Genomic DNA, 24,557 nt, shown 5'->3' on the forward strand with positions numbered 1-24,557 from the left:
GCCCCGTCCCTCACACCGTCCTCGACCGAAAGGAGGGGTCTCTCATGGGCAGGGTCGCCTTCGTGTTCCCCGGCCAGGGTTCGCAGCGGGTCGGCATGGGCGCCGACCTCACCAAGCACTGGCCGTACCTCATCGACACCTACTACGGGCCCGCCGACGAGATCCTCGGCCTCCCGCTCTCCTCCCTGTGCTGGGAGGGACCCGCCGAGACGCTCCGGGACATGCGGATCACCCAGCCCGCCGTGCTGCTCACCAGTGTGGCCACGCTGGACGTGCTCCGCACCCAGGGCGTCTGGCCGGACGCCGTGGCCGGGCACAGTCTCGGGGAGTTCAGCGCGCTGGTCTGCGCCGGGGTGCTGGAGTGGCGGGACGCGCTCCGACTGGTGCGGGTGCGCGGTGAGTTGATGACCTCGGTCACCGAGCAGGTGCCGGGCAAGATGGCCGCGGTCGTGGGCCTGACCCTCGATCAGGTCGAGGAGTTGTGCGGACGGGCGGCGGCCGACACCGGTGAGGTCGTGGAGATCGCCAACCACAACGACATCACCCAGGTCGTCATCTCCGGCCGGGTCGGTGCCGTCGACCGCCTGGTGGAGCTCGTACACGACGCCGGGGCCGACCGGGTCGTCGTCCTGGAGATCGGCGGGCCCGCCCACTGCAGCCTCATGGGCGGTATCGAGGAGGAGTTCGCCGCGGCCCTGGACGACGTCGAGTTCCGCGAGCCCGTCGTTCCCATGTACTCGGGCAGTGGCGGTGAGGCCGTCACCAGTGCCGCCCGGGCGAGGAAGTTCCTGCGGCGCCAGCTCACCGGGCGGGTGCTCTGGACGGACGTCGTGGGGCGCATGGCGGCCGAGGGGGTGGACCGCTTCGTGGAGGTCGGGCCCGGCAAGGTGCTGAGCCGGCTCTGCGGCCGTCTCGCCCCGGGCGCGCAGACGCACCGCACCAACGACGTCCACCAGGTGAAGCTCGCCGTGGACGCGGTCCTGCCGGGGGAAGGGGGTGAGAGACATGCGCGCCAGACTCGCTGAACTGCACGCGATCCGTGAGCAGGCTCTGCGTGGGCCGAGTGATCGTGCGACCGAGGCTCAGAAGGCCAAGGGCAAGCTGGCTGTGCGTGAGCGGATCGACCTTCTGCTGGACGAGGGTTCGTTCCATGAGGTGGAGCCGTTGCGGCGGCATCGTGCTACGGGTTTCGGTCTGGAGGCGAAGAAGCCGTACACCGATGGTGTGGTGACGGGTTGGGGGACGGTCGAGGGGCGGACGGTGTTCGTCTATGCGCATGACTTCCGGATCTTCGGTGGGGCGCTGGGTGAGGCTCATGCGACGAAGATCCACAAGATCATGGACATGGCCATCTCGGCGGGTGCTCCGCTGGTCTCGCTGAACGACGGTGCGGGTGCGCGTATTCAGGAGGGTGTTTCGGCGCTGGCGGGTTACGGCGGCATCTTCCAGCGCAATACGCGTGCTTCGGGTGTGATTCCGCAGATTTCGGTGATGCTGGGGCCGTGTGCGGGTGGTGCGGCGTATTCGCCGGCGCTGACGGATTTTGTGTTCATGGTGCGGGAGACCTCGCAGATGTTCATCACCGGGCCGGATGTGGTGCGGGCGGTGACGGGTGAGGAGATCAGCCAGAACGGTCTGGGTGGTGCGGATGTGCACGCCGAGACTTCGGGGGTGTGTCACTTCGCGTATGACGACGAGGAGACGTGTCTGGCGGAGGTGCGGTATCTGATCTCGATGCTGCCGTCGAACAATCGGGAGAATCCGCCGGTCTCGGCGTCGGAGGATCCGGCGGATCGGCGTTCGGATGTGTTGCTGGATCTGGTGCCTGCTGATGGCAACCGGCCGTATGACATGCGGAAGGTCATCGAGGAGATCGTCGATGACGGTGACTATCTGGAAGTTCATGAGCGTTGGGCGCGGAACATCATCTGTGCGTTGACGCGTCTTGACGGTCAGGTGGTGGGTGTCATCGCGAATCAGCCGCAGACGCTCGCGGGTGTGCTGGACATCGAGGCGTCGGAGAAGGCTGCGCGGTTTGTGCAGATGTGCGATGCGTTCAATATTCCGATTGTGACGTTGCTGGATGTGCCGGGGTTCTTGCCGGGGGTGGATCAGGAGCACGGTGGGATCATCCGGCACGGGGCGAAGTTGTTGTACGCGTACTGCAATGCGACGGTGCCGCGGATCTCGTTGATTTTGCGGAAGGCGTACGGCGGGGCGTACATCGTGATGGATTCGCAGTCGATCGGGGCGGATCTGACGTATGCGTGGCCGACGAATGAGATCGCGGTGATGGGTGCGGAGGGTGCGGCGAATGTCATCTTCCGCAAGCAGATCGCCGAGGCCGATGATCCGGACGCGATGCGGTCCCGGATGGTCAAGGAGTACAAGGCGGAGTTGATGCACCCGTACTACGCGGCCGAGCGTGGTCTGGTCGACGATGTCATCGACCCGACCGAGACCCGCGCCGTCCTCATCAGCTCCCTGGCCATGCTCCGCACCAAACACGCCGACCTGCCCCGGCGCAAACACGGCAACCCCCCGCAGTGACACGAGGAGATACGGGAACCATGAGCATCACCGACATCGGCGCCCTCATCCGGGTGGAGAAGGGCCACGCCGGGCCCGAGGAACTGGCCGTCATCACCGCGGTCCTCCTGGCCCGGGCCGGCGCGCACACCGGAGCCGGGCGGTGCCCCGACGGCCGGAGCGCGGCCGGCTGGCGCCGCCTGGAGAGGGAATCCGGCTACAACGCCCCGCACAGTTGGTGCAGTTGACATGACACAACAGCCGCACGACGCACGGGAGATCCCCGCCATGGCCCACCGCCGAGTCGCCCTGCTGCTCCCCGGACAGGGGGCACAACACGCCGGTATGGCCGTGCCGCTGTACGAGCACGACCACACCTTCGCCGCGATCGTCGAAGACTTCTTCGACCTGATGGGGGAGGAGGGCTCCCGCATTCGCGCGGACTGGCTGGGGTCCGATCCGCAACTCCCGGTCGACGACGGCCGCCGCGCACAGCCACTGCTGTTCGTCATCGGCTACGCCATCGGCCGGGTGCTGGAACGCCGCGGGATACGGCCCGACGTCCTGCTCGGCCACAGCGTGGGCGAACTGGCCGCGGCCTGTCTGGCCGGTGTGTTCGACCTGGAGAGCGCCGCCCGCATCATGCTGGCCCGCTCCCGCGTCCTGGCCACGGCCCCGCCCGGCGGCATGCTCGCCGTCGCCGCCGCCCCGGAGCGGGTCGAGTCCGGGATCGCCCCGGAGTGGGCGGAGCGAGGTGTCGTCGTGGGAGCCGTCAACGCCCCCGCGCAGACCGTGCTCGCGGGCCCCGAGGCCGAACTGGCTCTCGCCGCGGCGGCGTTGAGTGAGGCGGGTCTGGTCGTACGGCGCGTACGGGCGCGGGAGCCCTTCCACTCCCCGGTGCTCGACGAGGCGGCGCTCGACTTCGAAAAGGCCGTCGCAGCCGAGACGTTGAACCCGCCGCGGGTCGAGATCCGCTCGGCGCGGACCGCCCGCACGGTGCGACCCGAGGAGGCGGTCGACCCGGCCTTCTGGGCCCGCCAGATGGCCGAGCCCATCCTCTACTGGCCGGCGCTCGGCGCACTGCTTGACGACGGGGCGTTCACCTTCGTCGAGGCGGGGCCGGGTCGTTCCCTGTCCGCGCCCGCCCGCCGCCACCCCGCCGTACGGTCGGGCCGCAGCGGTGTGGTCTGCACCCTTCCCGCGGAGGGCGGGGACTGCCTGCGGGTGTGGAACGCGGCGACGGAACAACTCGGCGCGCTCCTGGCCCCGGAGGCCATGGCCTCCGGGTGAGCCACGGATGTCACTCCGCGGGACCGGCCTGCCCGGGGACGGCGCCGCGCTCGATGGAGCCGTCCCCGCGTGGAGAGCCGTCCTCCTTCGGGGAAGTGGCGTCCTCCACAGAGCCGTCCCCCTCCGGGGCGATCAGAGCGCGGATGACCGGGGTCGCCACGCGGATGAGGTCCTCCAGCGACGGTTCGCTGACGTCCGGGACGCGCAGCAGATACCGCCCGCTGGCGATCCCGAGCATGATCACCGAGAACAGCCCGGCCCGCAGCCGGGCGTCGGGCAGGTCGATGCTCCGCGCGATGGCGTCCACGGACTGCGTGGTCACCTGACGGCGCAGCAGTTCGGCGGACTCCTCGCTCGTCATGCTGGTGCGCATCAGGACGGCCATGGGGCTGTCCGGTGTGGTCGCCCAGCGGCCGAGCATGGTGCGCAGATAGTTCTCGGCCGTCGACTCGGGGTCCCGGGTGGTGAGTTCCTCGATGGGGATGTCGAAGTGGACGGCCTGGCGGAAGAGGGCCTCCTTGGTGCCGAAGTACTGCATCACCGAGGACTTGTCCGCGTCGGCCGCCGCCGCGATCATGCGGATCGTCGCCCGGTCGTAGCCGACCCGGCCGAACGTCTCGCGAGCCGCCTGCAGGATGCGCTGCCGGGTGCGCTCTCCCTTGCCGTCGGGTCGGGGAACGACGACCGGCGCACCGGCCCGCTGCTTCCGGTCGGAGTCTTCTCTGGCGGTGCCGGCCACGGGATTCCTCTCCATCGGGGCGCGTCGATTCTACGGCGGGGCGGCCTCCGCACCCGGGCAACCGGGGCCGGAGACCGCGGGGTTGTGTGCGCTGCGGCCGAGGCGGGTGTGCCGCGGCCACAGCGCCGCGTCGGTCAGTCCTTGGCGGAGTCCATGACGTACGCCCCGTCCTTCGTGCCCTCGGTGTTCTTCGCCTCCGCGGGCGGCCCGGCCTGTGCCTGCCGCGGGCTCCGGGTGTTGACGGCGAGCAGCAGGATCACCATGGCGGCGGCGTACAGGGCCGCCACCGCGAGGTACGCCCGGCCGTAGCCGTGGGTCAGGGCGTCGGCCGCACGGGCCAGCAGCGTGCCGTCGTCCGCGGCGAGTGCCCGGAAGAACGTGGCGGAGGCGTCGGGCAGCCGGTCGTCGGCCGCGCCGGACGCGAGCCCCGGCAGGAAGGCCAGGCCAAGCGCTCCGCCGACCTGCGTCGAGGTGTTGAGGACCGCGGACGCGATGCCCGCGTCCTGCTGCGACACCCCGCTGACGGCGCCGAGCGTCAGCGGTACGAAGCTCATGCCGAGGCCGAGGGAGGTGATGAGCATCGCCGGAGCGAGGCGCGTGAGGTAGTCGGCGCCGGGGTCCAGCGTGCTGAACCACAGCACACCGAGGGCGCTGACGGCCAGGCCGGGCGCGACGATGGCGCGCGGGGCGAACCGGCCCGCCAGCCGCGGCCCGAGGAGCCCGGCGGAGACGAACATGCCGATGCTGAACGGGAGATAGGCCAGCCCGGTCCGCATCGCGGAGTAGCCGAGGATCTGCTGCATGAAGAGCGTGAGGAAGTAGTACATGGCGAACATGCCCGCGCCGATGAGCAGCATCGTGGCGTAGGCCCCGCCGCGGTTGCGGTCGCGCAGCAGCCGCAGCGGCAGCATCGGGTGGCTGCTGCGGGCCTGGAGGACCAGGAAGACGGTGAGCATGACGGCGGCGGCGATCAGCGAGCCCATGGCGGCTGCGTCGTCCCAGCCCTCCGAGCCGCCCCGGGTCAGGCCGTACACCAGCGAGGTCAGGCCCACCGTGCCGGTGAGGGCGCCGGGGACGTCGAGCCGGCCGGTGCCGCGCGAACCGTCCTTGAGGACACGCGTGCCGATGATGACGGCCGCGCCGATCGGGATGTTCACCAGCAGGACCCAGCGCCAGTCGAGGTACTCCGTCAGCAGGCCGCCGAGCAGCAGGCCGAGGGTCGAACCCAGCCCGTTCATCGCGCCGTAGACGCCCATGGCCCGGTTCCGTGCGGGGCCTTCGGGAAACGTCGTGGCGATCAGGGACAGGGCCGCCGGAGCGGTGATGGCGGCGCCGACGCCCTGGAGCGCGCGCGCCCCGATGAGGACGCCCTCGTTGGGGGCGAGGCCGCCCAGCAGGGACGCGAGCGTGAAGACGACGATGCCGATGCGGAAGACGCGCAGTCGGCCGAAGAGGTCGCCGGCGCGCCCGCCGAGCAGGAGCAGCCCGCCGAAGACGAGCGCGTACGCGGTGACCACCCAGGCCAGGTTCGCGCTGCTGACGCCTAAGTCGGTCTGGATGCTGGGCAGCGCGATGTTCATGATCGTGCCGTCCAGGATCAGCATGAGCTGAGCGGTGACGATCACGGCCAGGGCGAGCCCCAGCCGTTCGCCGGGCGGCGTCCGGGCCGCCTCGGGGGCGGGAACGGACCGGGCTTCGACAGGCATGGCCTCTCCAAGGGTGCGAGCGCTGACGCGCCGCCAGCAGAAAAATGTACGAGCGGTTAGAAGTGTACGCGTGTTTTGTTTTGACGGAAGGGAACACCGATGACCACAGGGCTTCATGACGGACCGTCGGACGGCGGAGCCCCCGCGGAGGCCGGTACTCCGCTCGGCGTCTGGACGGGGACGGTGACCCACGACGACCAGACGGACGAGTTCACGATCTCCTTCACGCCCGACGGAGTGGTCACCCACGTCACGCCCGTGAGCACCGGCAGGGGCACCTGGACGGGGACGGAGACCGGGTTCCGCTACATGCTCAAGGAGTCCTTCGATCCCGGTGCCGGCATGCCCGGTTACGTCACCGTCAACGTCGAAGCGCAGCGCTCCGGACGTACGTACCGGGGATCCGGCAAGGCGACGGTCCATACCCCCGACGGGACCGTCCTCCACTCCACCTGGGCCGAGATCACCGCCGCGCAGCAGAGCGCGACGGGCCGGGACCTGCTGCGCGATCGCCGGGCCGGCGGGGCACCGGAGCGGACCCCGCGGGCCGGTTCCTCACCGGCGGAGCACCCGCGGGCCGACCGTGCACCGGCGCGGCCCTCGGAGCCCGCCGTTCCGGCACAGCACCCGTACCCCCACGAACCGGAGGCATCAGTGATGACCGCACCGACCCGTACCGACGAGCCGCTCGCGGCGGCCAAGGTCGCCATGGTGGCCGCGGCCCAGGCCGCGGAGGCCGACGCGGGCCGCCGCGTCCAGCCCGGGGTGATCGAGGCGCTGGACCGGGCCGGGTTCGCCCGCTGGTTCGTTCCCGAGCGCTGGGGCGGACAGCCCCGCTCGTACACCGAACTCACCCGTTCCGTGGCGGAGTTGGGCCAGGCCTGCTCCGCGACCGCCTGGCTGGCCTCCCTGTTCGCCTTCGCCACCCGCTACGTCATCTGCCTGCCCGAGCAGGCCCAGTCCGAGGTGTGGAAGAACGGGCCGGACGCCCGCGTCGTCGCCGTCGTCAAGCCGCTCGGCACGGCCGCACCGGTGGACGGCGGCTGGCGCCTGACAGGTGCGTGGACCTTCGTCTCCGGCGTCGAGTACGCGGACTGGGCGCTGCTGGCCGGACCCGCCCCCTCCGGCCCGCCGTCCGCCGGCGGCACCCCGCCGCGGTTCTTCCTGGTGCCCCGCGAGGACTTCGCGTACGAGGACACCTGGAACTCCCTCGGCATGCGCGGCACCGGCAGTCACACGCTCGTCCTCGACGACGTCCTCGTCCCCGAACACCGCTCCTGCCTGCGCGAGGACGCCATGAAGGGCCGGAGCGTGGGCGTGCCCGGACCTCCCGTGCCGACCCTCGCCGTCAACGGCCTGACCTTCGTCGCCCCCGCCCTCGGCGCCGCGTTCGGGGCGCTCAAAGCCGCCGCGGCCGGTGTGGCGGTCACCCCGACAGGACCCCGAGCGGACGCCGGGCAGGCGTACCAGGTCGGCTACGCCCGCGCCGCGGGGGAGATCGACGCCGCGCAGCTGCTGATCGAGCGGATCGCGGAGACCGCCGACAGCGGCGCGCTCAACCCCGGACTGGTCCGGCGCAGCCGCCGCGACGCCGCCCTGGCCCTGGAGATGCTCACGGGAGCGGTCGACGGGCTCCTGCGCACCGGCGGCACCCGTGCCCAGGAGGAGGGGCAGCCGCTGCAGCGCTTCTGGCGCGACGTCCGGTCCGTGGCCAGTCACGCCGTCGTCCAGTTCGAGCCCGCGGCGCTGGACTGGACCCGCGGCCTGGCCTCCTGACGCCCCGACAGCCAACTGCCTGCCCCCGCGGACAACCTGCACCCGCGGACAGCCTGCACCCGCAGACATCCCAACCCCGAGGAGAGACATCGTGATACTGGTGACCGGCGCGACGGGACATGTCGGCCGTCCCCTCGTCGACCTGCTGCTGAAGGCGGGTGCCGACGTCAGGGCACTGACCCGCGACCCCGGACGGGCCCGGCTGCCGCAGGGTGTGGAGGTCGCCCGCACCCAGGACCTGCCGATGGAGGGGATCGAGTCGGTCTTCTTCGTCCTGGCCGCGTTCCCCGAGGGCCCGGCCGAGCTGATCGAGCGCGCCGTGCGGCACGGCGTACGGCGCATCGTCGCGCTGTCCTCGTACACCGCACGCGACGACGACCCCAAGAACTTCATCGCCGTACGCCACCGTGATCTGGAGCGCAGGATCGAGGAGTCGGGGCTGGAGTGGACCTTCCTGCACCCGGCCGGGGGGCTGGCCGTGACCGCGCTGGAGTGGAGCGAGCCGATCAGGACCACCGGCGTCGCCCGCGGCCCGTTCGCCCGCGCCCACTCGGCCCCGCTCCACGAGCGCGACATCGCCGAGATCGGTGCCCGCGCGCTGCTCACCGATGAACTCCTGGGCGCCAGGCCGCTGTTCAGCGGACCGGAGTCGATCACCTACGCCGACCGCGCCCGCATCATCGGGGAGGCGATCGGCAGGCCGGTGCGGTTCGAGGAGATCACGCACGACGAGGCCCGCAAGGAGATGAGCGACGTCGGCATCCCGGCGGGGGCGATCGAGGCGCGGCTGAAGATGTTCGCCCAACTGGTCGACCGGCCCCACGAGATCTCGCCCGTGGAGCAGTTCCTCGGTACGCCCGGCCGCACCTTCGCCCAGTGGGCGGCCGACCACGCCGCCGACTTCCGTTGATCCCTGCTCCGGGGCCGCCCGGCGCGGCCCCGGAGCGACCCATCCAAGAGAGGCTGATCATGACGCGGGATCACTTGTCGCTGGCAGTCGTCATCGGCAGCGGACGGAAGGGGAGGACCGGCGCGACCGTGGCGCACTGGTTCGCGGGACAGGCCCGCCTGCGGGCCGATCTGCGGACCGACGTCGTCGACCTGGCCGAGTTCCCCCTCCCCGGGGAGCCCGTCGCGCAGCCGCCCGGCGACGTGGCCCAGTTGCTCGCCCATCTGACCCCGCGACTGGCGCGAGCGGACATGTTCGTCCTGGTCACGCCGGAGTACAACCGCTCCTTCCCCGCCTCGCTGAAGGCCGCCATCGACTGGCACGACGCGGAGTGGCAGGCGAAGCCGGTCGGCTTCGTCAGTTACGGCGGCAGGTCGGGAGGGCTGCGCGCGGTCGAGCAACTGCGCCAGGTCTTCCCTGAGTTGCATGCCGTCACGGTGCGCGAGGCGGTCAGCTTCCACGACGTCTGGGACCGCTTCGACGGGGACGGCAACCCCAGGGACCCGGAGGGCTCCAACGCCGCCGCGACGGCACTGCTCGACCAACTCGCGTGGTGGGCCCGGGTGTTGCGGGAGGGGCGGGACCGGTATCCGTACGGACGGGCCGCGCGGCCGCGCCTGGTGCCTGCCGCGGTGGGGACGGCCTGACGCGGCCGGTCCCGCCTCGCCCGTACGAACACCGCCCGCACGGCCGGCCGCACGGACCGGTGATCGTGTGGGGGAACACGCCCGCAGGTACGGATCGGTGGTGGCGACCCGTACATGCGGACGGGTGCCACCGGTGCACCGTCGCGAGGTGCCCGGCAGACCGTTGTCCGCGAGGTGCCCGGCACCCGTTGTCCGCGAGGCGGCCGGCAGACCGTTGTCCGCGAGGTGCCCGGCACCCGTTGTCCGCGAGGCGGCCGGCGCACCGACGCCCTGCACCGCCCGTCCGCCCGCAGGCCGGCTTTCCCACCGCTGATCAACCGCCCGCCCGCCGCCCGCCCGCCGCCCGCCCGCCGCCCGCCCGCCGCCCGCCCGCCGCCCGTGTGCTCCTGCCCGTCCGGGCGGCCCGGCCCGGCCCGGTACGCACCGTGAACCGTGGAGGGATCCCGCCATGCCGATTTCGACGACCCTGCCCGCCGCCCACGGCACGTCACCCCTGCCCGGAGCGGCAGCCCGGCCCGCCGTACGCGACATCGTGCTCGACGCCGGTGGCATCCGGCTGTCCGCTCTGCTCGCCGAGCCCCGCACGCCTCCGCGCGCCACGGTGCTGGCCGTGCACGGCGGAGGCATGCGGGCCGGGTACTTCCACGGCCCCGCCCACCCCGATCTGTCGCTGCTCACGCTGGGCGCCGAGCTGGGCTTCACCGTGCTCGCCGTCGACCGGCCCGGCTACGGGCTGTCGTCCGGCGACCTGCCCGAAGGGCTTCCGCTGGCGGAGCAGACCGCGCTCCTGCGGCGCGGGTTCGCCGACTTCGCCGAGCGCCACTCGCTGGGCGCGGGGGTGTTCGTGCTGGCCCACTCCTACGGCGGCAAGACCGCTCTGACCCTCGCGGCGGACCATGGTGATCTGCCGCTGCTCGGTCTCGGCATCTCCGGCTGCGGCTACCGGTTCGCCCTCGAACCCGGGGCGCGCGGCGCGCAGTCCGAGGGGGGCGCGACGCCGTCCGCGCAGGACCCGAAGCAGTCCGTGCAGGACCCGACGCAGTCCGCCCCGGGCGGGACGCAGTCCGCGGCGGACCCGACGCCGGACGAGCTGAGGTGGCGACGCGAGTTGGGACGCAACAACTGGGGGCCGCTGCGGCTCTATCCGCCCGACACCTTCCGGCTCTGCCGCCCTCTGGTCGCCCCCATGCCGCCCCGGGAGGCACAGGAAGTGCCGCGCTGGCAGCGGACGTTCGAGCACCTCGCGCCCCGGATACGGATCCCGGTGCGCTTCACCTTTGCCGCGTACGAACAGCGCTGGCGGCACGACCCCGAGGCGCTCGCCGCCCTGCGCGGACTGCTCCCGGAGGCGGCCGTATCGATCGACCGGCAGCCCGCCGCGGGGCACAACATCAGCCTGGGCTGGGCCGCTCGTGCGTACCACCTGCGACTGCTGGGCTTCCTCGAAGAGCGTCTCCTCGCTCCGCCCGGTCCGCCCGGTCCGCCCGGTCCGCCCGCTCCGCTCGGTCCGGTCAGTGCGGTCAGTGCGGTCAGTCCGGTCAGTCCGGTCTGTCCGTCCGCTCCGCGCGCCTGAGGCGACGTGGCCCGGGCCCCTGTTCGCCCAGCCGGTCCGAGGGGTTGACGATGTGGCAGCGCTCGATGGTGAGGCATCCGCAACCGATGCAGTCGACCAACCCGTCGCGCAGCATGGTCAGTTCGTCGATGCGCCGGGTCAGCAGATCGTGCCAGCCGTCGGCGACGTCGGCCCACTCCTCCTTCGTCGGAACCCGGTGCTGGGGGAGTCGTCCCAGGACGTCCCGGATGACAGGCAGCGGGATGCCCGCCTGCTTGGAGACGGCGATGACGGCGACGCGGCGCAGGGTGTCGCGGTGGTAACGCCGCTGGTTCCCCACGGTTCTTCGGCTGCGTATCAGCCCCTCGCTCTCGTAGAAACGGATTGCGGAACTGGCGACTCCGCTCCGCTCGGCCAACTCGCCTACCGTTAATTCCTTTGTCTGCCACGGAATGTTGGGCATGCGGGCCAGGATAGCCAGATTTTCATCTCCATCCCACCTCGGTGCACACCCCACCGACCGCACCCTGACGACTAGTATGAACAGCCGTACGTCTCTCCTGTTGCACCATCCGGAAAGGGATCTGCCATGAAGACGAATCGTGCCGAGGAGTTGCGTGCCGCGGTGGGAGGGTTGACGTTATTCCCGGGCGACGAAGGCTTCGAAGAGCAGCACAGTGGCTGGAATTTGACGGTCACCCACGCCCCCTCCGTGATCGTCGTGGCCGACTCCGCCGCCGACGTCGCCGCCGCCGTCCGCCACGCCGCCGAGGCCGGCCTTCCGGTCGCCGTCCAGTCCACCGGTCACGGCGTCTCCGTACCGGCCGACGGCGCCGTGTTCATCAGCACCCGCCGCCTCAAAGACCTCTCGGTGGATCCGGGCGCCCGGACGGCGCGCCTCGGAGCGGGCCTGATCTGGGGCGAAGTCGTCGCCGAGACCGCGAAGTCGGGGCTCGCCCCGCTCAACGGCTCGTCGCCCGACGTCGGCGTCATGGGGTATCTGACCGGCGGTGGACTGCCCGTCCTCGGGCGGACGTTCGGCTTCGCGGCCGACCATGTGCGGTCCCTCGAGGTCGTCACGGCCGACGGACAGGTGCTCACCGTGACGCCCGACTCCGACGCCGACCTGTTCTGGGCGGTGCGCGGCGGCCGCAGCAACTTCGGTGTGGTCACGGCGGCCGAGATCGACCTGGTGCCCATGGACCGGCTGTACGGCGGCGGTCTGTTCTTTCCCGGTGAGCAGTCGGAGCGCGTGCTGCGCACCTACTTCGCCTGGCTCGACGGCCTGCCGGAGGAGATGTGCTCCTCCATCATCCTGCTCCGCTTCCCGGACCACCCGGCGGTCCCCGAGCACAACCGCGGGCGGTTCCTGGTCCATCTGCGCATCGCGTACACCGGGTCCGCGGAGGAGGGCGAGCGGCTGATCGCCCCGTTGCGCGCGCTCGGTCCCGAGGACGACACCGTCGAGGAGATGCCGTACACCCGGGTCGGCGAGATCTACCGCGACCCGCCCCGCCCGACCCCGGCGTGGGCGCGGACGGCGGTGCTGCGCTCGTTCGGCGAGGACGCGGTGGACGCCTTGGTGGCGGTCGCGGGTCCCGGTGCGAACCTGCCGCCGGGCGGTGTCGAGGTGCGCCATCTGGGCGGCGCGCTGAGCAGGCCCGCGGCGGTGCCGAGTGCTCTCGCCCGGCCCGAGGGCGAGTTCCACCTGTTCATGAGCATGCCCGCACCCGCCGAATCCGCAGACGTTTCGCGCAAGGCCGAGCAGAGCGTGCTGGACCAACTGGGCGCCTGGGACACCGGGATGATGCTGCCCAGCTTCATGTTCAGCAGCGACAGCGCGCCCGACCAGGTGCGCCGCGGCTACCGCCCCGAGGACTACGAGCGGCTGGCCCGGCTCAAAGCCGCGTACGACCCGGGGAACATCTTCCGGATCAACCACAACATCCCGCCGGTGCCCGGGGCCTGACGGTCCGGGGCAGGCGGAGAGCACAGAGGGCGGGCCGTCCCCATGTGGGGGCGGCCCGCCCTCTGTGTTTTGGCGCAGTGCCCGCGATCGTGCCGTGGCGCTCCACCGCTTGCCCGGTGCGCCATGCCGTTTCAGCGATGCTTTTCAGCCACGACCCGCGAAAGAAAGGGGGCGCCGTGATCGAGGAAATCGTTCCGGCGACGGTCTCCGCGGCCGATCTCAGGGGAGAGACGACGGACGCTTCCCTTTCCGCGCTCTTTCCTCAGGAAGCGGTGGTGGTCAGCCGTTCCGTGAACCGCCGGAAAAGAGAATTCGCGGACGTACGGATGTGTGCCCGGAGGGCTCTGGAAAACCTCGGGCATGACCCGGTGCCCGTATTGCCGGACGCCTGGGGTGCACCGCGCTGGCCGTCCGGAATCACCGGCAGCATGACCCACTGCGCCGGCTACCGCGCTGCGGCCCTCGCCCGCCGTGCCGACGTCCTCGCGATCGGCATCGACGCCGAACGCGACGGGCCGCTCGGTGAGGGCACCCTCCCCGTCATCGCACTCCCCGCCGAGGCCGAGTCCGTGACTCGGCTGAGCTCGATCCGGCCCCAACTGTGCTGGGACCGGATGCTGTTCAGCGCCAAGGAGGCCGTATTCAAGGTCTGGTATCCGCTGACGGGGCAGCGGCTCACGTTCCGGGACGCGGAGATCGTCTTCGATCCGTCCGCCGGTACGTTCACCGCACATCTCCGGGAGTCCGGAGCGGCACGGAGGTTCCCCTCCGGGCTCCCTGGTCGCTGGCTGGCCCGCGACGGCCTGCTGGTCACCGCTATCACGGTGCCCGCCGGCGCGTAGCCGAAGGGCACCGCGGTGACACGGAGCGCCTGCGCGGCGGCTCTCCGGCCATGCGCCGGACAGCGGGTGACGTCGCGTCAGCGCGATGCGGCGGCCTCGAAGTCCGCGGCGTGGTGGCCGACCCACTCGCGATAGGTGTGGGCCGGACGTCCGGTGACCTGCTCGATGGTCGGGAGCACCTCCGCGGTCGTTCCCTGCCAGGACGCGAGCTGGTCGAGAAGGAACGAGGCGGCCTCCTCGGGCATCTGGCCGACCAGGTGCTTCAGGGCTTCCTCCCGGCTCAACTCCTCGAACCGCACGGGCCGGCCGAGCGTTTCCGCGATGATCCGTACCCGCTCGATCTGGGTGAGGGACTCCGGGCCGGTGAGTGTGTGGACGCTGCCGGCCCGCGCCGTCCGCAGGGACTGCGTGGCGACCGCGGCGATGTCGCGCTCGTCGACGGGTGCGGCCGCGGCCGTGCCGTAGGCCGAGCGGACCACGCCGCCGTCCGCGATCTGCGCCGCCCACCCGAGGTCGTTGCGCATGAACAGGCCGGCGCGCACGAACGTGTGCGGGATGCCCGACTTGGCCACGGAGGCCTCGCAGTCGAGGTGGGCCTGTCCGATCCAGCCCGGCTCCGGGAACTCCACGGCGGACGACGACATCAGGACGACATGCTCCACGCCCGCGGTCCTGGCGACGTCGAGAAAACCGTCGAGGGCGCCGAACACCGGGAAAAGGAAAACCCGGTCGATGCCCCGCAGGACATCGGTCAGCGATTCCGGGCGGGTCAGGTCGCCGGGCAGAACCTCAACGTCCGCCGCCATTCCGGAATTTCCGGGGTCGCGCGTGACGGCGCGGACCTTCTCCCCGGCGTCCAGAAGCTGACCGACGATATTGCGGCCGACGTTTCCGGTGGCTCCGGTGACCAGAATCATGAATGTCGCTCCCTCGGTAGGTGCTGAGCCGACGCCGCCCGCGAGTGATCGATGGCCAGGTCAACGTTGGTGTCACCAACGTTAGCAGATTCGTGGGTACGGCCAACAGATCTGCTACGGTCCTTGCGTGGACGCGAAGGCTCTCTCCCAGGCCCCGGCCCGACTGCACGCCTTGCCGAGCTGGCAGATCACCCAGATCGCCACCCATGCCGGCCGGCTCGTGTCGGAGGCTCTCGGCGCCGTCGACTCACGGCGCTACCACTTCGCGCTGCTCGCGGCACTCGAGGAGTTCGGCCCGCTCAGCCAGGCCGAACTCGGGCGCCGATGCGGGATCGACCGCAGCTACATCGTCGAAGCGGTCAATGAACTCGAGGCGTCGGGCCAGGTCGTCCGCGCGACCGACCCCGCCGACCGCCGGCGCAACACCATCACCGTCACCGAGGGCGGAGTGGCCCAGCTCCGGCGCATCGACACGGCCCTCGCCGAGGCTCAGGACGCCGTGTTCGCGCCGCTGTCCGCCGCCGAACGCGACCGGCTGGCCGCCCTGTTGGGGCGCGTCCTGGAGCACTGCGCCGAGCTGCGCGGCTGACCTCCCCTCACCTCTCCCGCACTCTTCCTGTTTTCCCTCTCCGTTGTGTCAGCGGATCGTCATGTGACGGTCAGCCGTATGCGGACATCGCACCTGGAATGTCGCGGAACGGTCTCCTCGAAGACCCTGGCTGGGCTGCGCGCAATGCTTCGGAACAGTCTTCGTCAGGTGACGGACAATTCACCAGTTCCCCTCCCATGTCGGTCCGATACTGGAGGGGTTCGAGAACAGTTCGTCGAGGGGGGAAACCGATGACGAAGCAATATCAGGGTGTTGCGCACATGGCGGGGGCCAACAGCACGTGCGAGGGGGTGCATTGCCGGAAAGCGTCCGCATCCGGAGCCGTACGCCATGGGGAGCGTCCGCTGCTCGGAACCCGCCTGTGCTCGTCCTGCCTGGGCGCCATGGCGCGCACGCTGACGAGCCTTCCTGCGCTCCACGAGGAGTGCGGGCGCGTGCTCGGGGGATCGGGGCAGCGCCGGTTGGAGCGGTCGCCCGGCCGCACCACGCCGGGGATGCCGCTCAACACGGCCGCCGTGGAGGCCCGTGAGGCGATGATGCGCGTCCTGGCCTCGTGGAGCGGCCTGGTCGTCGACGAGCGCGGTACGTCCGTCCCGCGCCGTGACGTCCGCGTGCTCGCCGCCTTCCTTCTGCGCCATGTGGATTGGCTGGCAGGGCACTCCGCCGTCGCCGAGCTGACCGCGGAATTGGAACGGCTCCTGGCGTTCGCCGGACGGGTCGTCGAACCGCCCCAGGTGCAGCGCATGGTCATCGGCGCGTGCGCCCGCGAGGGGTGCGGGGGAACCCTCAGCACCTACGCAGGACCGCGCCGGAACGGCCCGGAGGACACCCGGATCGTGTGCACCGCCGAGCCGGACCACAACTGGGCCATGCACGAGTGGGTGAGCCTCGGGCGCCGGTCGCCCGTGGCGGGGAGCCCGAAGGCCACGGACGGCAGGCCCGCCGCCGGCCGCACCCTGTGGCTGCGTGCCACGGACATCGCCGCCCTGTGGCAGGTGCCGCGCGGGACGGTCTACCGGCTGGCCAGTGAGCACGCCTGGAGACGCGGGAGCCGGGCGGGGAAGACCTACTACCACGCCGAGGACGTGGAGCGTTCGCTCGCGGGCCGCGGTCGCGGCCCGCGAGCAGAGGTGGCCGTCGGCTGACGGAGGCGGGTCCGGGGCCGCCTGACGGAGGCGGTCCCGGACCGGCCGAGAAGGGCGTCGGCTACGGGGGTCCTCAGCCCAGGCCGATCCGGAAGCCGATTCCTCGTACGGTCACGATCCAGCTGCTCGAACCCAGCTTCACCCGCAGGCTGTTGACGTGGGTGTCGATCGTGCGGCCCATCGTCCAGCCGTCGTTCCACACCTGGTTCATCAATTCCTTGCGGGTGAGGACGACACCCGGACGAGAGGCGAGGGCCACCAGGAGATCGAACTCCTTGCGTGTCAGGGAGATATGGTCCTCGCCCAGCCTCACCTGCCGCGAAAGAACGTCGATATGCAGCGTGCCATGGGTGAGGGTATTCGTCTCCTTGGGCCGGGCCTGGGTGCGGCGCAATATCGCCTGAATACGGGCGACGAGTTCCCGGACACCGTACGGTTTGTCGAGACAGTCGTCCGCTCCTGCCTGAAGTCCCAGGACGCGGTCGAGTTCGCTCCGGCCTTCCGTGGCGACAATGATGGGCGTATCCGTTACTTGTCTGATGGCCCGGCAGACCTCCAGGCCGTCCATGTCCGGCAACCCCAGATCGAGAAAGATGAAATCCACCTCGTGGTGAATCGCCAGTGCTTCTTTCCCGGTGGTCGCCTGCTCGGTTTCGTAGCCGTGACGTTGGAGAGTGGAGACGACCAGGTTCGCGGTTGCGGGTTCGTCTTCCACAACGAGCATGCGCATTGCGCTTCTTATCCTTCGCGTAATCGGTGTCCGCCACGGAGGACTGCGCAGAGCGCATGGCGGCGCCGAAAGGGTGGAGGGAACCTCCGAGGGCCGGGCGGCCCAGGGCGGTCGGCGGCGCCGTGGGGCGACCGGGATACGGGGAGAGCGGGCGCTGGTCAGGGTTTTGCCGGCCCGTATCGCCTATGCGGTATCGCCTACGCGCCTGTCCGGGGTACAGGCGCACCAAGTTCCGGGTGGGCGGGGCGATATGGCCGCCCCCACCTCTATCCGAGCCTCTGCTCGGCTCGGGCCATTCCTGCTTCTGCATCGCCGGGTCATTGTCTCCGTCCGGCGGTGAGGCCTTTCCGGACCGCATGCGTGGCCCGTGGAAAACATGTCGGGACGTAGTTTTTTCAAGTTCCCTTTCTCGCGGGCGCGTTCACAGGAAACGGTGTGCGTCGGACGTTCCCGAAGCAGGTCAAAACATATGGGACAACCATTCATGATCGTGACAGGAGAACCCCCGTGAGGAGCGGCGCGAGCGGCCATCCACCGCGTTCGCACCGTCACCACCGATCTTGTGGACCGGGGGCCCAAAGTTCAACCACCCTTTAGCGTTTTGGCGAAAGCGGATCCGTTTGGTTCGGGGGACGCTCGTCGCAGGGTGAAATTTGCCCCGGTTTGTGGCGCGGTGGGCGGCGGACGGCCGATCCTTCCGGCCTGCCTCAGCGTGGGCGAGCTGCGGAGAGGAGTCCGAAACAAGCCATTCGGCCGGAACGCCCGGAGACGTTCGCCACATACTCAATTTTGCCGCTCCGGCCCACTTTACGAGATGTTGTCACACGGGCGACGCGACCGCAGCGGATCTCGGCCGATCGCCCGGAAGGCCATCGCCCGACGGTGCTCGGCGGCGGTGCGGGTCGAGGAGCTCGATGCTGCGCTTGGGCCGGGACAAGGGCGGCCGTCCCCGTGGCCGCGCCCGCGATGAGAGTGGCGAGCCGCAGCCTGCTCCGCCGAAGAGTCGACGGAGACGGCGAGGACGGCGCAACGGCCGCAACCGCCGCAACCGGCGCGGGAGTAGCCGCTGATGACGATGTCGGGCCAGAGGCCGAGGGGCGTGCGGAGGCCGCCGACGGGGCGGGCCTCCGGAGCTCTGCGTGCAGAGGGCAGCCGATGCGCTGTCGCCCGCGTGGCGGACGGCCTGGGCGGCCAACTGCGGCCGACCGTCAGGGAAGTGGCGGTACGTGGAGCCGAGCGGGCTCCGGCGTGCTTGGCCGGCTCACGCGCGCCGGTGGGCGCCCGGTCTCCGGAGGCTGAGCGTGTCCGCCGCCCCCGCCGCGATCCTCTGCCGCGACGGTGGGCCGGGGCCTCGTCGTCGTCGTCGTCGACCCCCTTGCTTATAACGGTCGTTATATCCTAGCCTCGCCGTCGGATATAACGACCGTCATAATCGTCGGCCGACGCGGGAGAAGCCGCCACCACGTGCTGCCTCGCCGACGCGCGAGTGCCGACGATGTCCTGTGAGGAGCTGACATGCCCGCCTTGCCCGCCCTTCCCCCCGACCCCGACAGCGTCACCACCGCCGCCCTGGACCGCGGCGGTTGGAGTCCCTATCCGCTGGGTGAAGACGTCGTCGAAGGCGAGCCGGACTGCCGGATCAAGGTCCTGCGCACGGTCGGAGTGCGGACGCCCACCAAGGTCGTAGCCTTCTTCACGGCCGAGCCGTCCGCCTTCAGGTGGCACTTCGTCAACGACGAGGCGTTCGTGCTTCTGGAGGGTCGCCTCACCCTCACCCTGGACACCGGCGAGCTGTACGAGATGCGCGCCGGTGACGCGAGATCGCTGCCGGGCGGCCGTGAAGGCCTCTGCGAAGTGCACGAGCCCAGCCGCAAGTTCACCGTGGTCAGCAGCGCGTGACCTCCCGCGGCCGCAGGGCCGCGGGAGGTGAGGGGCGGGGGCGCCGGGTCCCTGAGGGTGTCGCCAACGAGCCGCGCCCGAGGGTTCATCGCCATCCGCACCGGGGCGCACCGTTCCGACCCACCGGCCGGAACGGCGGTCGGTTGACAGATGGATGACCGTGAGTGCGTCCTGCCTCCGGCTCTCCCCGGGACCCGCGGCACTCGCGGGAGAGGCACTACGGGATGTTGGCCGCCCTGTCCCGCAGGGCCCGCAGGACGTCCTGGTAGAGGCGGACCTTGATGGTGCCGAGCGTCGGACCCGCCTTGGCGGCGAGCGACGCCGCGAGATCGATGGAGCGCTGCCGGACGGTGTCCTGGTCCGCGGTCTCGTCGACGATGCCCGCGGCCAGTGCCTCGTCCCCTCCGTAGCGGTGCCCCGAGGTCACCATCCTGTGGGCCGTCTGCGGGGTGAGCCGGGAGCGGATGAGCGCGGTGAGACCCGGAGTGAAGGGGATCTCGATGTCGACCTCGGGCAGGCAGATGTAGCCGCGGTCCGCGCGCATCACGCGGTAGTCGTGCGCGAGGGCCAGGATCGCGCCCGCGGCGAAGGCGTGCCCCTGCACGGCGGCCACCGTCGGTACGGGGAGCGCGAGGAGTCGCGCGACGAGATCGTGCATGGAGTCGGCGTACGGGATCAGCTCCTCTGGGTGGGCGCCCACCCACGCGAGGTCGAGCCCGTTGGACCAGAACTTGCCGGTCGCCACGGTGGTCAGGGCCCGTGGTCCGGTGGCCGCCTCGATCTCTCCGAGGGCGTCGTTCACCTCCCTCATCCAGTCCGGGTGAAAGCGGTTCTCGTCCGAACCCAGATCCAGGACGAAGACGTCGTCGAAGCGGGTCAGTTGGGGCATGTCGGCAGTCCCTTCCGGTGATGCATCTACGATGCCCGCTCAAGTTACTGACCGGTAGATGTGCGCTGATGAGCATTCCCTGCTCAATGCAGTCCGCGTAGGGCGCAACGCCATCGACGTGCGGACTTCTCACAGCGCCCCTGGTGGGGCGGCTCCGGCGCTCCCCGGCGAGGCGTCCTCCGCGCCCGGGCGGATTCGCACGCGGGTGGCCGAATGCCGGACCGAACGCGGCACTTCCGGGTCGCGCGCACGGTGACCCGTGGCGGCTTCGGCAGCCGGGCCCCTCGCGCCGAGTTCGCCGTCGCCCGGGCAGCGGGGCCGATCCGAACATTCCCCTGCCCCTCCCGCCTCAGCCGTCACGCCGGGCCCGCGACGCCACCCACCATGCGGGCAGACGTGGCCCGGGGGAGGAGCGTGCCCGTAGGCTGGCCCTGCAACTGGTTCGCCCTGCCCGCCAGGCAGGAGCGTCGCAAGAGGGAACCCGGTGGAAATCCGGGACTGCCCCGCAGCGGTGAGCGGGAACGACCGCCGTCATCAGCACTGGGCCCGGCCGGGCCTGGGAAGCGACGGCCAGTAGGTGCCCTCTTCGGAGGGCGTGCCCGCGAGTCCGAAGACCTGCCCGTTGCCCGCGCGTGACCGATCACGCGTGGATATCCCGGTGACCTCGTGGGCGGGTCCGGGGGAGTACGGATTCGGCGGATGGCCGCGCATGCCGCGCGGGCCCCTGCTGTCGATTCCGTCACCCTTCGCGCTCCGACGGTCGCTCCGGGATCTCAAGGAGTCATCTCGCGAAGGAGATTTCCGTGACAGCGAAGTCCGCAGCCGCGGCAGCACGGGCGACCGTGTACGGCTACCCCCGTCAGGGCCCGAACCGGGAGCTGAAGAAGGCGATCGAGGGCTATTGGAAGGGCCGGGTCGACGCCGGAGCCCTCCGGTCCGTCGCCGCAGACCTGCGCAGCGCGAACTGGCGGTCGCTCGCAGACGCCGGGGTCCACGAGGTGCCGACCGGCGACTTCTCGTACTACGACCACGTCCTCGACACCACGGTCATGGTCGGCGCGATCCCCGAGCGCCACCGTGCTGCCGTCCAGGCCGATGCGCTGGACGGCTACTTTGCGATGGCGCGCGGAACCCAGGACGTCGCTCCGCTGGAGATGACCAAGTGGTTCGACACCAACTACCACTATCTCGTACCGGAGTTGGGACCTGACACGGTGTTCCGCACCGACTCCGCCAAGCAGACCGCAGAACTGAAGGAAGCGCTCGCCCTGGGCCTGACGCCTCGTCCGGTCCTGGTCGGCCCTGTCACCTACCTCCTGCTCGCCAAGCCGGCGCCCGGGGTGGCCGCGGACTTCGACCCGCTGACGCTCCTCGACCGGCTGCTGCCGGTGTACGCCAATGTCCTCGCCGATCTGCGGGCGGCGGGCGCCGAGTGGGTTCAGCTCGACGAGCCGGCCCTCGTGCAGGACCGTACGCCCGCCGAGCTCAACGCCGCCGAACGCGCCTACCGTGACCTCGGCGCGCTCACGGACCGGCCGAAACTGCTGGTCGCCTCCTACTTCGACCGGCTCGGCGCTGCCCTGCCCATACTGGCCAAGGCTCCCGTCGACGGCCTGGCGCTCGACTTCACCGAATCGGCCGCCTCCAACCTCGAGGCACTCGCCGCCGTGGGCGGACTGCCCGGCAAGCGCCTGGTCGCCGGCGTCGTCAACGGGCGCAACATCTGGGTCAATGACCTGGAGAAGTCGCTCGCCACCCTCGGCACCCTGCTGGGCCTGGCCGGCTGCGTCGATGTCTCCGCCTCCTGCTCGCTCCTCCACGTGCCGCTCGACACGGCAGCCGAACGCGACATCGACCCCCGGGTCCTCCGCTGGCTGGCCTTCGCCCGCCAGAAGACGGCCGAGGTCGTCACCCTCGCCAAGGGCCTGTCCGAGGGCACAGCCGTCATCGCCGCCGAACTCGCCGCCAACCAGGCCGACCTGGCCTCCCGCGACGGCTCGCCGATCACCCACGACCCGTCCGTACGCGCCCGGGCCGCGGCCGTCACCGACGCGGACGCACGCCGCTCCCAGCCCTACGCCGAGCGGGCCGCAGCGCAGCGGGCCCACCTCGGTCTGCCGCTGCTGCCGACGACCACGATCGGATCGTTCCCGCAGACAGCCGAACTCCGCACCGCACGGGCCGACCTGAGGGCCGCCCGTATCGGCACGGACGGGTACGAGGAGCGCATCAAGGCGGAGATCCGCGACGTCATCTCCTTCCAGGAGAAGGCCGGCATCGACGTCCTGGTCCACGGCGAGGCCGAACGCAACGACATGGTGCAGTACTTCGCCGAGCAGCTCACCGGATACCTCGCCACCCAGCACGGCTGGGTCCAGTCCTACGGCACCCGCTATGTGCGCCCTCCGATCCTCGCGGGCGACATCTCGCGGCCCGGGCCGATGACGGTGCGCTGGACGACGTACGCCCAGTCACTCACCAGCCGGCCGGTCAAGGGCATGCTCACGGGCCCGGTCACGATGCTGGCGTGGTCCTTCGTCCGCGACGACCAGCCTCTGGCGGAGACCGCCCGCCAGGTCGCCCTCGCCCTCCGCGAGGAGGTGAACGACCTGGAGGCAGCGGGTACGTCGGTCGTCCAGGTCGACGAGCCCGCCCTCCGCGAGACCCTGCCGCTTCGCGTCGCCGACCGCCCGGCGTACCTGGAGTGGGCCACGGAAGCCTTCCGGCTCACCACCAGCGGGGTCCGTCCGGACACCCAGATCCACACCCACATGTGCTACGCCGAGTTCGGCGACATCGTCCAGGCCATCGACGACCTCGACGCGGACGTCATCAGCCTGGAGGCCGCGCGCTCGCACATGCAGGTCGCCCGTGAACTCGCCGAACACGGCTACCCGCGCGAGGCCGGGCCGGGTGTCTACGACATCCACTCCCCGCGCGTGCCCGGCGCGGACGAAGCGGCGGCGTTGCTGCGCAAGGGACTTGAGGCGATCCCCGCCGAGCGGCTGTGGGTCAATCCCGACTGCGGCCTGAAGACCCGCGGCTGGCCGGAGACGCGCGCGTCCCTGGAGAACCTGGTCGCCGCGGCCCGCACGGTCCGTGGGGAACTCTCCGCCTCCTGAGACGACGGACGGCCGGGGAGGCACGCGACTGCCTTCCCGGCCGTCCCCGTGCCCGGCCATGACCGGCCGCGACCAGCCGTGACCGGCCGCGACCGGGGAGGTCCGACGGAGCTCTGGCAGGCGCGGCATATCGCTGTCCTCCCCGGCATACGCGCCGCCACATCCGCGGAGCCGTCGCAGGCGAAGGCGTCCTAGGGTCGGGGTATGCGCATCGTCTCCCTGCTGCCCGCGGCCACCGACATCGTCGCCGAACTCGGCCTGATCGACGATCTGGTGGGTCGTACGCACGAGTGCGACTGGCCGGCCGGACAGGTGGAACACGTACCGGTGGTGACCGCCGCCGGGTTCGACGCCGAGGCGATGTCCAGCCGTGAGATCTCCCGGGCTGTCGGGGGCGCCACGCACCGGGGATCATCGCTGTACACGCTCGATGCCGAGATCCTGAACGCCCTTGAGCCGGACGTGGTGCTCACCCAGGATCTCTGCGATGTCTGTGCGGTGTCGTACGAGGCGGTGTCGCAGGCCGTCCGGGTTCTCGACGAGGGCGGCCCCCGGGTGCTCAGCCTCGAGCCGCGCACGCTGGAAGAGGTACTGGACTGCCTGGCCCGCGTGGGTGAGATCCTGGGGGTGGCCGACCGGGGACGCAGGCGGGCAGCCGAACTCCGTACGCGTCTGGCGGCGGTGGAGCGAATGACAGCCGGGCGTCCGCGTCCCCGGGTGGCGGCGATCGAATGGCTCGATCCGCTCTGGCCGGCCGGGCACTGGGTCCCGGAGCAGATCCGGTACGCGGGCGGCCTGCCGCTGCTCGCCTCGGCGGGGGAGCACACGAAGCCGGTGGAGTGGGAGGCGGTACGGGCCGCGCGACCGGAGGTGATCGTGCTGATGCCGTGCGGCTTCGACCCCGGCCGGACGCTGAGCGAGTGGGAGGGCCTGCTGACCGGACTGCCCGGATGGCACGACCTCCCGGCGGTGGCGGACGGAGCGGTGTGGGTCGTCGACGGTCCCGCGCACTTCAACCGTCCGGGGCCGCGGGTGGTGCGGGGCGCGGAGGTCCTCGCCGGAATTCTGCACGGGGTCGACGCCGGTAGCCCGCTCACGGGATCCGAAGCACAGCGGGTCGTCGGCTGAGACCCGCTCAGCGTCGTTTCGGTGCGCGCCGGTCAGCGCCCCTCGCGGTCGAGGACCGGCGGCGGAACGAGGGTGCTGCTGTTCTGCGTGCTGCCTCGCGCAGGCACACGGGGCAGCC

At 71.0% G+C, this 24,557-nt stretch carries 21 protein-coding genes, 1 pseudogene and 1 riboswitch; of the genes and pseudogenes, 16 read left to right on the top strand and 6 right to left on the bottom strand.

Translation table 11 applies throughout. From position 1 onward, the window contains the following. Nucleotides 1-44 precede the first annotated feature (44 nt). The 4 genes from fabD to ACGFNH_RS12560 are packed head-to-tail and all read left to right on the top strand — an operon-like array spanning nucleotide 45 to nucleotide 3,819. A complete protein-coding gene (gene fabD, locus ACGFNH_RS12545) occupies nucleotides 45-1,025 on the top strand; it encodes an ACP S-malonyltransferase (protein WP_393653060.1) in 981 nt (326 codons plus the stop codon). Further along, nucleotides 1,006-2,550: an acyl-CoA carboxylase subunit beta gene (locus ACGFNH_RS12550; protein WP_393653061.1), complete on the top strand. Its 1,545-nt coding sequence runs from the start codon at nucleotides 1,006-1,008 to the stop codon at nucleotides 2,548-2,550. Before fabD ends, ACGFNH_RS12550 begins: the two co-directional genes overlap by 20 nt. Nucleotides 2,551-2,570: 20 nt before the next feature. After that, a complete protein-coding gene (locus ACGFNH_RS12555; protein WP_393653062.1) occupies nucleotides 2,571-2,777 on the top strand; it encodes an acyl-CoA carboxylase subunit epsilon in 207 nt (68 codons plus the stop codon). 1 nt (nucleotide 2,778) lies between these two features. Then, on the top strand, nucleotides 2,779-3,819 hold the full coding sequence (locus ACGFNH_RS12560; RefSeq protein WP_393653063.1) for an acyltransferase domain-containing protein: 1,041 nt from the start codon (nucleotides 2,779-2,781) through the stop codon (nucleotides 3,817-3,819). A gap of 10 nt (nucleotides 3,820-3,829) precedes the next feature. On the opposite strand, the gene ACGFNH_RS12565 is transcribed toward ACGFNH_RS12560, so the two are convergent. Continuing rightward, nucleotides 3,830-4,558: a TetR family transcriptional regulator gene (locus ACGFNH_RS12565; protein WP_393653064.1), complete on the bottom strand. Its 729-nt coding sequence runs from the start codon at nucleotides 4,556-4,558 to the stop codon at nucleotides 3,830-3,832. 134 nt (nucleotides 4,559-4,692) lie between these two features. Next, nucleotides 4,693-6,264: an MFS transporter gene (locus ACGFNH_RS12570; RefSeq protein WP_393653065.1), complete on the bottom strand. Its 1,572-nt coding sequence runs from the start codon at nucleotides 6,262-6,264 to the stop codon at nucleotides 4,693-4,695. A gap of 99 nt (nucleotides 6,265-6,363) precedes the next feature. Between ACGFNH_RS12570 and ACGFNH_RS12575 the strand changes: the two genes are divergently transcribed. From ACGFNH_RS12575 to ACGFNH_RS12590, 4 genes are all read left to right on the top strand, one after another. Next, a complete protein-coding gene (locus ACGFNH_RS12575; protein WP_393653066.1) occupies nucleotides 6,364-8,040 on the top strand; it encodes an acyl-CoA dehydrogenase family protein in 1,677 nt (558 codons plus the stop codon). 91 nt (nucleotides 8,041-8,131) lie between these two features. Then, nucleotides 8,132-8,950: an NAD(P)H-binding protein gene (locus ACGFNH_RS12580; protein WP_393653067.1), complete on the top strand. Its 819-nt coding sequence runs from the start codon at nucleotides 8,132-8,134 to the stop codon at nucleotides 8,948-8,950. Nucleotides 8,951-9,009: 59 nt separating this feature from the next. After that, a complete protein-coding gene (locus ACGFNH_RS12585) occupies nucleotides 9,010-9,636 on the top strand; it encodes an NADPH-dependent FMN reductase (protein ID WP_393653068.1) in 627 nt (208 codons plus the stop codon). 448 nt (nucleotides 9,637-10,084) lie between these two features. Continuing rightward, nucleotides 10,085-11,209, top strand: a complete 1,125-nt coding sequence (locus ACGFNH_RS12590) for an alpha/beta hydrolase (RefSeq protein ID WP_393653069.1) — start codon at nucleotides 10,085-10,087, stop codon at nucleotides 11,207-11,209. On the opposite strand, the gene soxR is transcribed toward ACGFNH_RS12590, so the two are convergent. Then, a complete protein-coding gene (gene soxR / locus ACGFNH_RS12595) occupies nucleotides 11,175-11,651 on the bottom strand; it encodes a redox-sensitive transcriptional activator SoxR (RefSeq protein WP_393653070.1) in 477 nt (158 codons plus the stop codon). The genes ACGFNH_RS12590 and soxR overlap by 35 nt on opposite strands. A 126-nt stretch (nucleotides 11,652-11,777) precedes the next feature. Between soxR and ACGFNH_RS12600 the strand changes: the two genes are divergently transcribed. Beyond that, nucleotides 11,778-13,157 (top strand): FAD-binding oxidoreductase, encoded by a 1,380-nt coding sequence (locus ACGFNH_RS12600; RefSeq protein WP_393653071.1) that lies wholly within the window; start codon nucleotides 11,778-11,780, stop codon nucleotides 13,155-13,157. A 137-nt stretch (nucleotides 13,158-13,294) separates the two neighbouring features. Continuing rightward, on the top strand, nucleotides 13,295-13,999 hold the full coding sequence (locus tag ACGFNH_RS12605; protein WP_393653072.1) for a 4'-phosphopantetheinyl transferase: 705 nt from the start codon (nucleotides 13,295-13,297) through the stop codon (nucleotides 13,997-13,999). A 77-nt stretch (nucleotides 14,000-14,076) separates the two neighbouring features. On the opposite strand, the gene ACGFNH_RS12610 is transcribed toward ACGFNH_RS12605, so the two are convergent. Continuing rightward, on the bottom strand, nucleotides 14,077-14,916 hold the full coding sequence (locus ACGFNH_RS12610; protein WP_393653073.1) for an NmrA family NAD(P)-binding protein: 840 nt from the start codon (nucleotides 14,914-14,916) through the stop codon (nucleotides 14,077-14,079). 127 nt (nucleotides 14,917-15,043) lie between these two features. On the opposite strand from ACGFNH_RS12610, the gene ACGFNH_RS12615 reads away from it, so the two are divergent. Next, nucleotides 15,044-15,505: a MarR family winged helix-turn-helix transcriptional regulator gene (locus ACGFNH_RS12615; protein ID WP_393653074.1), complete on the top strand. Its 462-nt coding sequence runs from the start codon at nucleotides 15,044-15,046 to the stop codon at nucleotides 15,503-15,505. A gap of 251 nt (nucleotides 15,506-15,756) precedes the next feature. Next, nucleotides 15,757-16,671, top strand: a complete 915-nt coding sequence (locus ACGFNH_RS12620; RefSeq protein ID WP_393653075.1) for a helix-turn-helix domain-containing protein — start codon at nucleotides 15,757-15,759, stop codon at nucleotides 16,669-16,671. Nucleotides 16,672-16,744: 73 nt separating this feature from the next. Here ACGFNH_RS12620 and ACGFNH_RS12625 read toward each other — a convergent pair whose 3' ends face one another. Then, nucleotides 16,745-17,401, bottom strand: coding sequence for a response regulator transcription factor (locus tag ACGFNH_RS12625; RefSeq protein ID WP_393653076.1), 657 nt, complete (start codon nucleotides 17,399-17,401; stop codon nucleotides 16,745-16,747). A gap of 1,515 nt (nucleotides 17,402-18,916) precedes the next feature. Between ACGFNH_RS12625 and ACGFNH_RS12630 the strand changes: the two genes are divergently transcribed. Next, the gene (locus ACGFNH_RS12630) at nucleotides 18,917-19,300 is read left to right on the top strand and encodes a cupin domain-containing protein (protein WP_393653077.1); all 384 of its coding nucleotides are present in this window, start codon (nucleotides 18,917-18,919) and stop codon (nucleotides 19,298-19,300) included. Nucleotides 19,301-19,517: 217 nt separating this feature from the next. Here the strand turns inward: ACGFNH_RS12630 and ACGFNH_RS12635 are convergent, their stop codons facing one another. Continuing rightward, on the bottom strand, nucleotides 19,518-20,189 hold the full coding sequence (locus ACGFNH_RS12635; RefSeq protein WP_393653078.1) for an enoyl-CoA hydratase-related protein: 672 nt from the start codon (nucleotides 20,187-20,189) through the stop codon (nucleotides 19,518-19,520). 169 nt (nucleotides 20,190-20,358) lie between these two features. Here ACGFNH_RS12635 and ACGFNH_RS12640 point away from each other — a divergent pair. The 3 genes and pseudogenes from ACGFNH_RS12640 to ACGFNH_RS12650 form a co-directional block, all read left to right on the top strand. Further along, nucleotides 20,359-20,495, top strand: a pseudogene (locus ACGFNH_RS12640) (short-chain fatty acyl-CoA regulator family protein); the annotation flags it as partial. Nucleotides 20,496-20,610: 115 nt separating this feature from the next. Further along, a riboswitch (cobalamin riboswitch) is annotated at nucleotides 20,611-20,827 on the top strand. A 165-nt stretch (nucleotides 20,828-20,992) separates the two neighbouring features. Beyond that, a complete protein-coding gene (gene metE / locus ACGFNH_RS12645; RefSeq protein ID WP_393653079.1) occupies nucleotides 20,993-23,311 on the top strand; it encodes a 5-methyltetrahydropteroyltriglutamate--homocysteine S-methyltransferase in 2,319 nt (772 codons plus the stop codon). A gap of 204 nt (nucleotides 23,312-23,515) precedes the next feature. Beyond that, the gene (locus tag ACGFNH_RS12650) at nucleotides 23,516-24,439 is read left to right on the top strand and encodes a cobalamin-binding protein (RefSeq protein WP_393653080.1); all 924 of its coding nucleotides are present in this window, start codon (nucleotides 23,516-23,518) and stop codon (nucleotides 24,437-24,439) included. Nucleotides 24,440-24,557 lie beyond the last annotated feature (118 nt).

Source organism: Streptomyces sp. NPDC048639 (genome assembly GCF_043199075.1).
Classification (GTDB): Bacteria; Actinomycetota; Actinomycetes; order Streptomycetales; family Streptomycetaceae; genus Streptomyces.

Bases quoted from the DNA above. Each gene is read 5' to 3' on its own strand.
- ACGFNH_RS12605 (WP_393653072.1), top strand. From the start codon at position 13,295: ATGCTTTTCAGCCACGACCCGCGAAAGAAAGGGGGCGCCGTGATCGAG.
- ACGFNH_RS12630 (WP_393653077.1), top strand. From the start codon at position 18,917: ATGCCCGCCTTGCCCGCCCTTCCCCCCGACCCCGACAGCGTCACCACC.
- ACGFNH_RS12600 (WP_393653071.1), top strand. From the start codon at position 11,778: ATGAAGACGAATCGTGCCGAGGAGTTGCGTGCCGCGGTGGGAGGGTTG.
- ACGFNH_RS12555 (WP_393653062.1), top strand. From the start codon at position 2,571: ATGAGCATCACCGACATCGGCGCCCTCATCCGGGTGGAGAAGGGCCAC.
- ACGFNH_RS12620 (WP_393653075.1), top strand. From the start codon at position 15,757: ATGACGAAGCAATATCAGGGTGTTGCGCACATGGCGGGGGCCAACAGC.
- ACGFNH_RS12610 (WP_393653073.1), bottom strand. From the start codon at position 14,916: ATGATTCTGGTCACCGGAGCCACCGGAAACGTCGGCCGCAATATCGTC.
- ACGFNH_RS12550 (WP_393653061.1), top strand. From the start codon at position 1,006: ATGCGCGCCAGACTCGCTGAACTGCACGCGATCCGTGAGCAGGCTCTG.
- ACGFNH_RS12650 (WP_393653080.1), top strand. From the start codon at position 23,516: ATGCGCATCGTCTCCCTGCTGCCCGCGGCCACCGACATCGTCGCCGAA.
- fabD (WP_393653060.1), top strand. From the start codon at position 45: ATGGGCAGGGTCGCCTTCGTGTTCCCCGGCCAGGGTTCGCAGCGGGTC.
- soxR (WP_393653070.1), bottom strand. From the start codon at position 11,651: ATGCCCAACATTCCGTGGCAGACAAAGGAATTAACGGTAGGCGAGTTG.
- ACGFNH_RS12560 (WP_393653063.1), top strand. From the start codon at position 2,779: ATGACACAACAGCCGCACGACGCACGGGAGATCCCCGCCATGGCCCAC.
- ACGFNH_RS12625 (WP_393653076.1), bottom strand. From the start codon at position 17,401: ATGCGCATGCTCGTTGTGGAAGACGAACCCGCAACCGCGAACCTGGTC.
- ACGFNH_RS12585 (WP_393653068.1), top strand. From the start codon at position 9,010: ATGACGCGGGATCACTTGTCGCTGGCAGTCGTCATCGGCAGCGGACGG.
- ACGFNH_RS12635 (WP_393653078.1), bottom strand. From the start codon at position 20,189: ATGCCCCAACTGACCCGCTTCGACGACGTCTTCGTCCTGGATCTGGGT.
- ACGFNH_RS12570 (WP_393653065.1), bottom strand. From the start codon at position 6,264: ATGCCTGTCGAAGCCCGGTCCGTTCCCGCCCCCGAGGCGGCCCGGACG.
- ACGFNH_RS12590 (WP_393653069.1), top strand. From the start codon at position 10,085: ATGCCGATTTCGACGACCCTGCCCGCCGCCCACGGCACGTCACCCCTG.
- ACGFNH_RS12575 (WP_393653066.1), top strand. From the start codon at position 6,364: ATGACCACAGGGCTTCATGACGGACCGTCGGACGGCGGAGCCCCCGCG.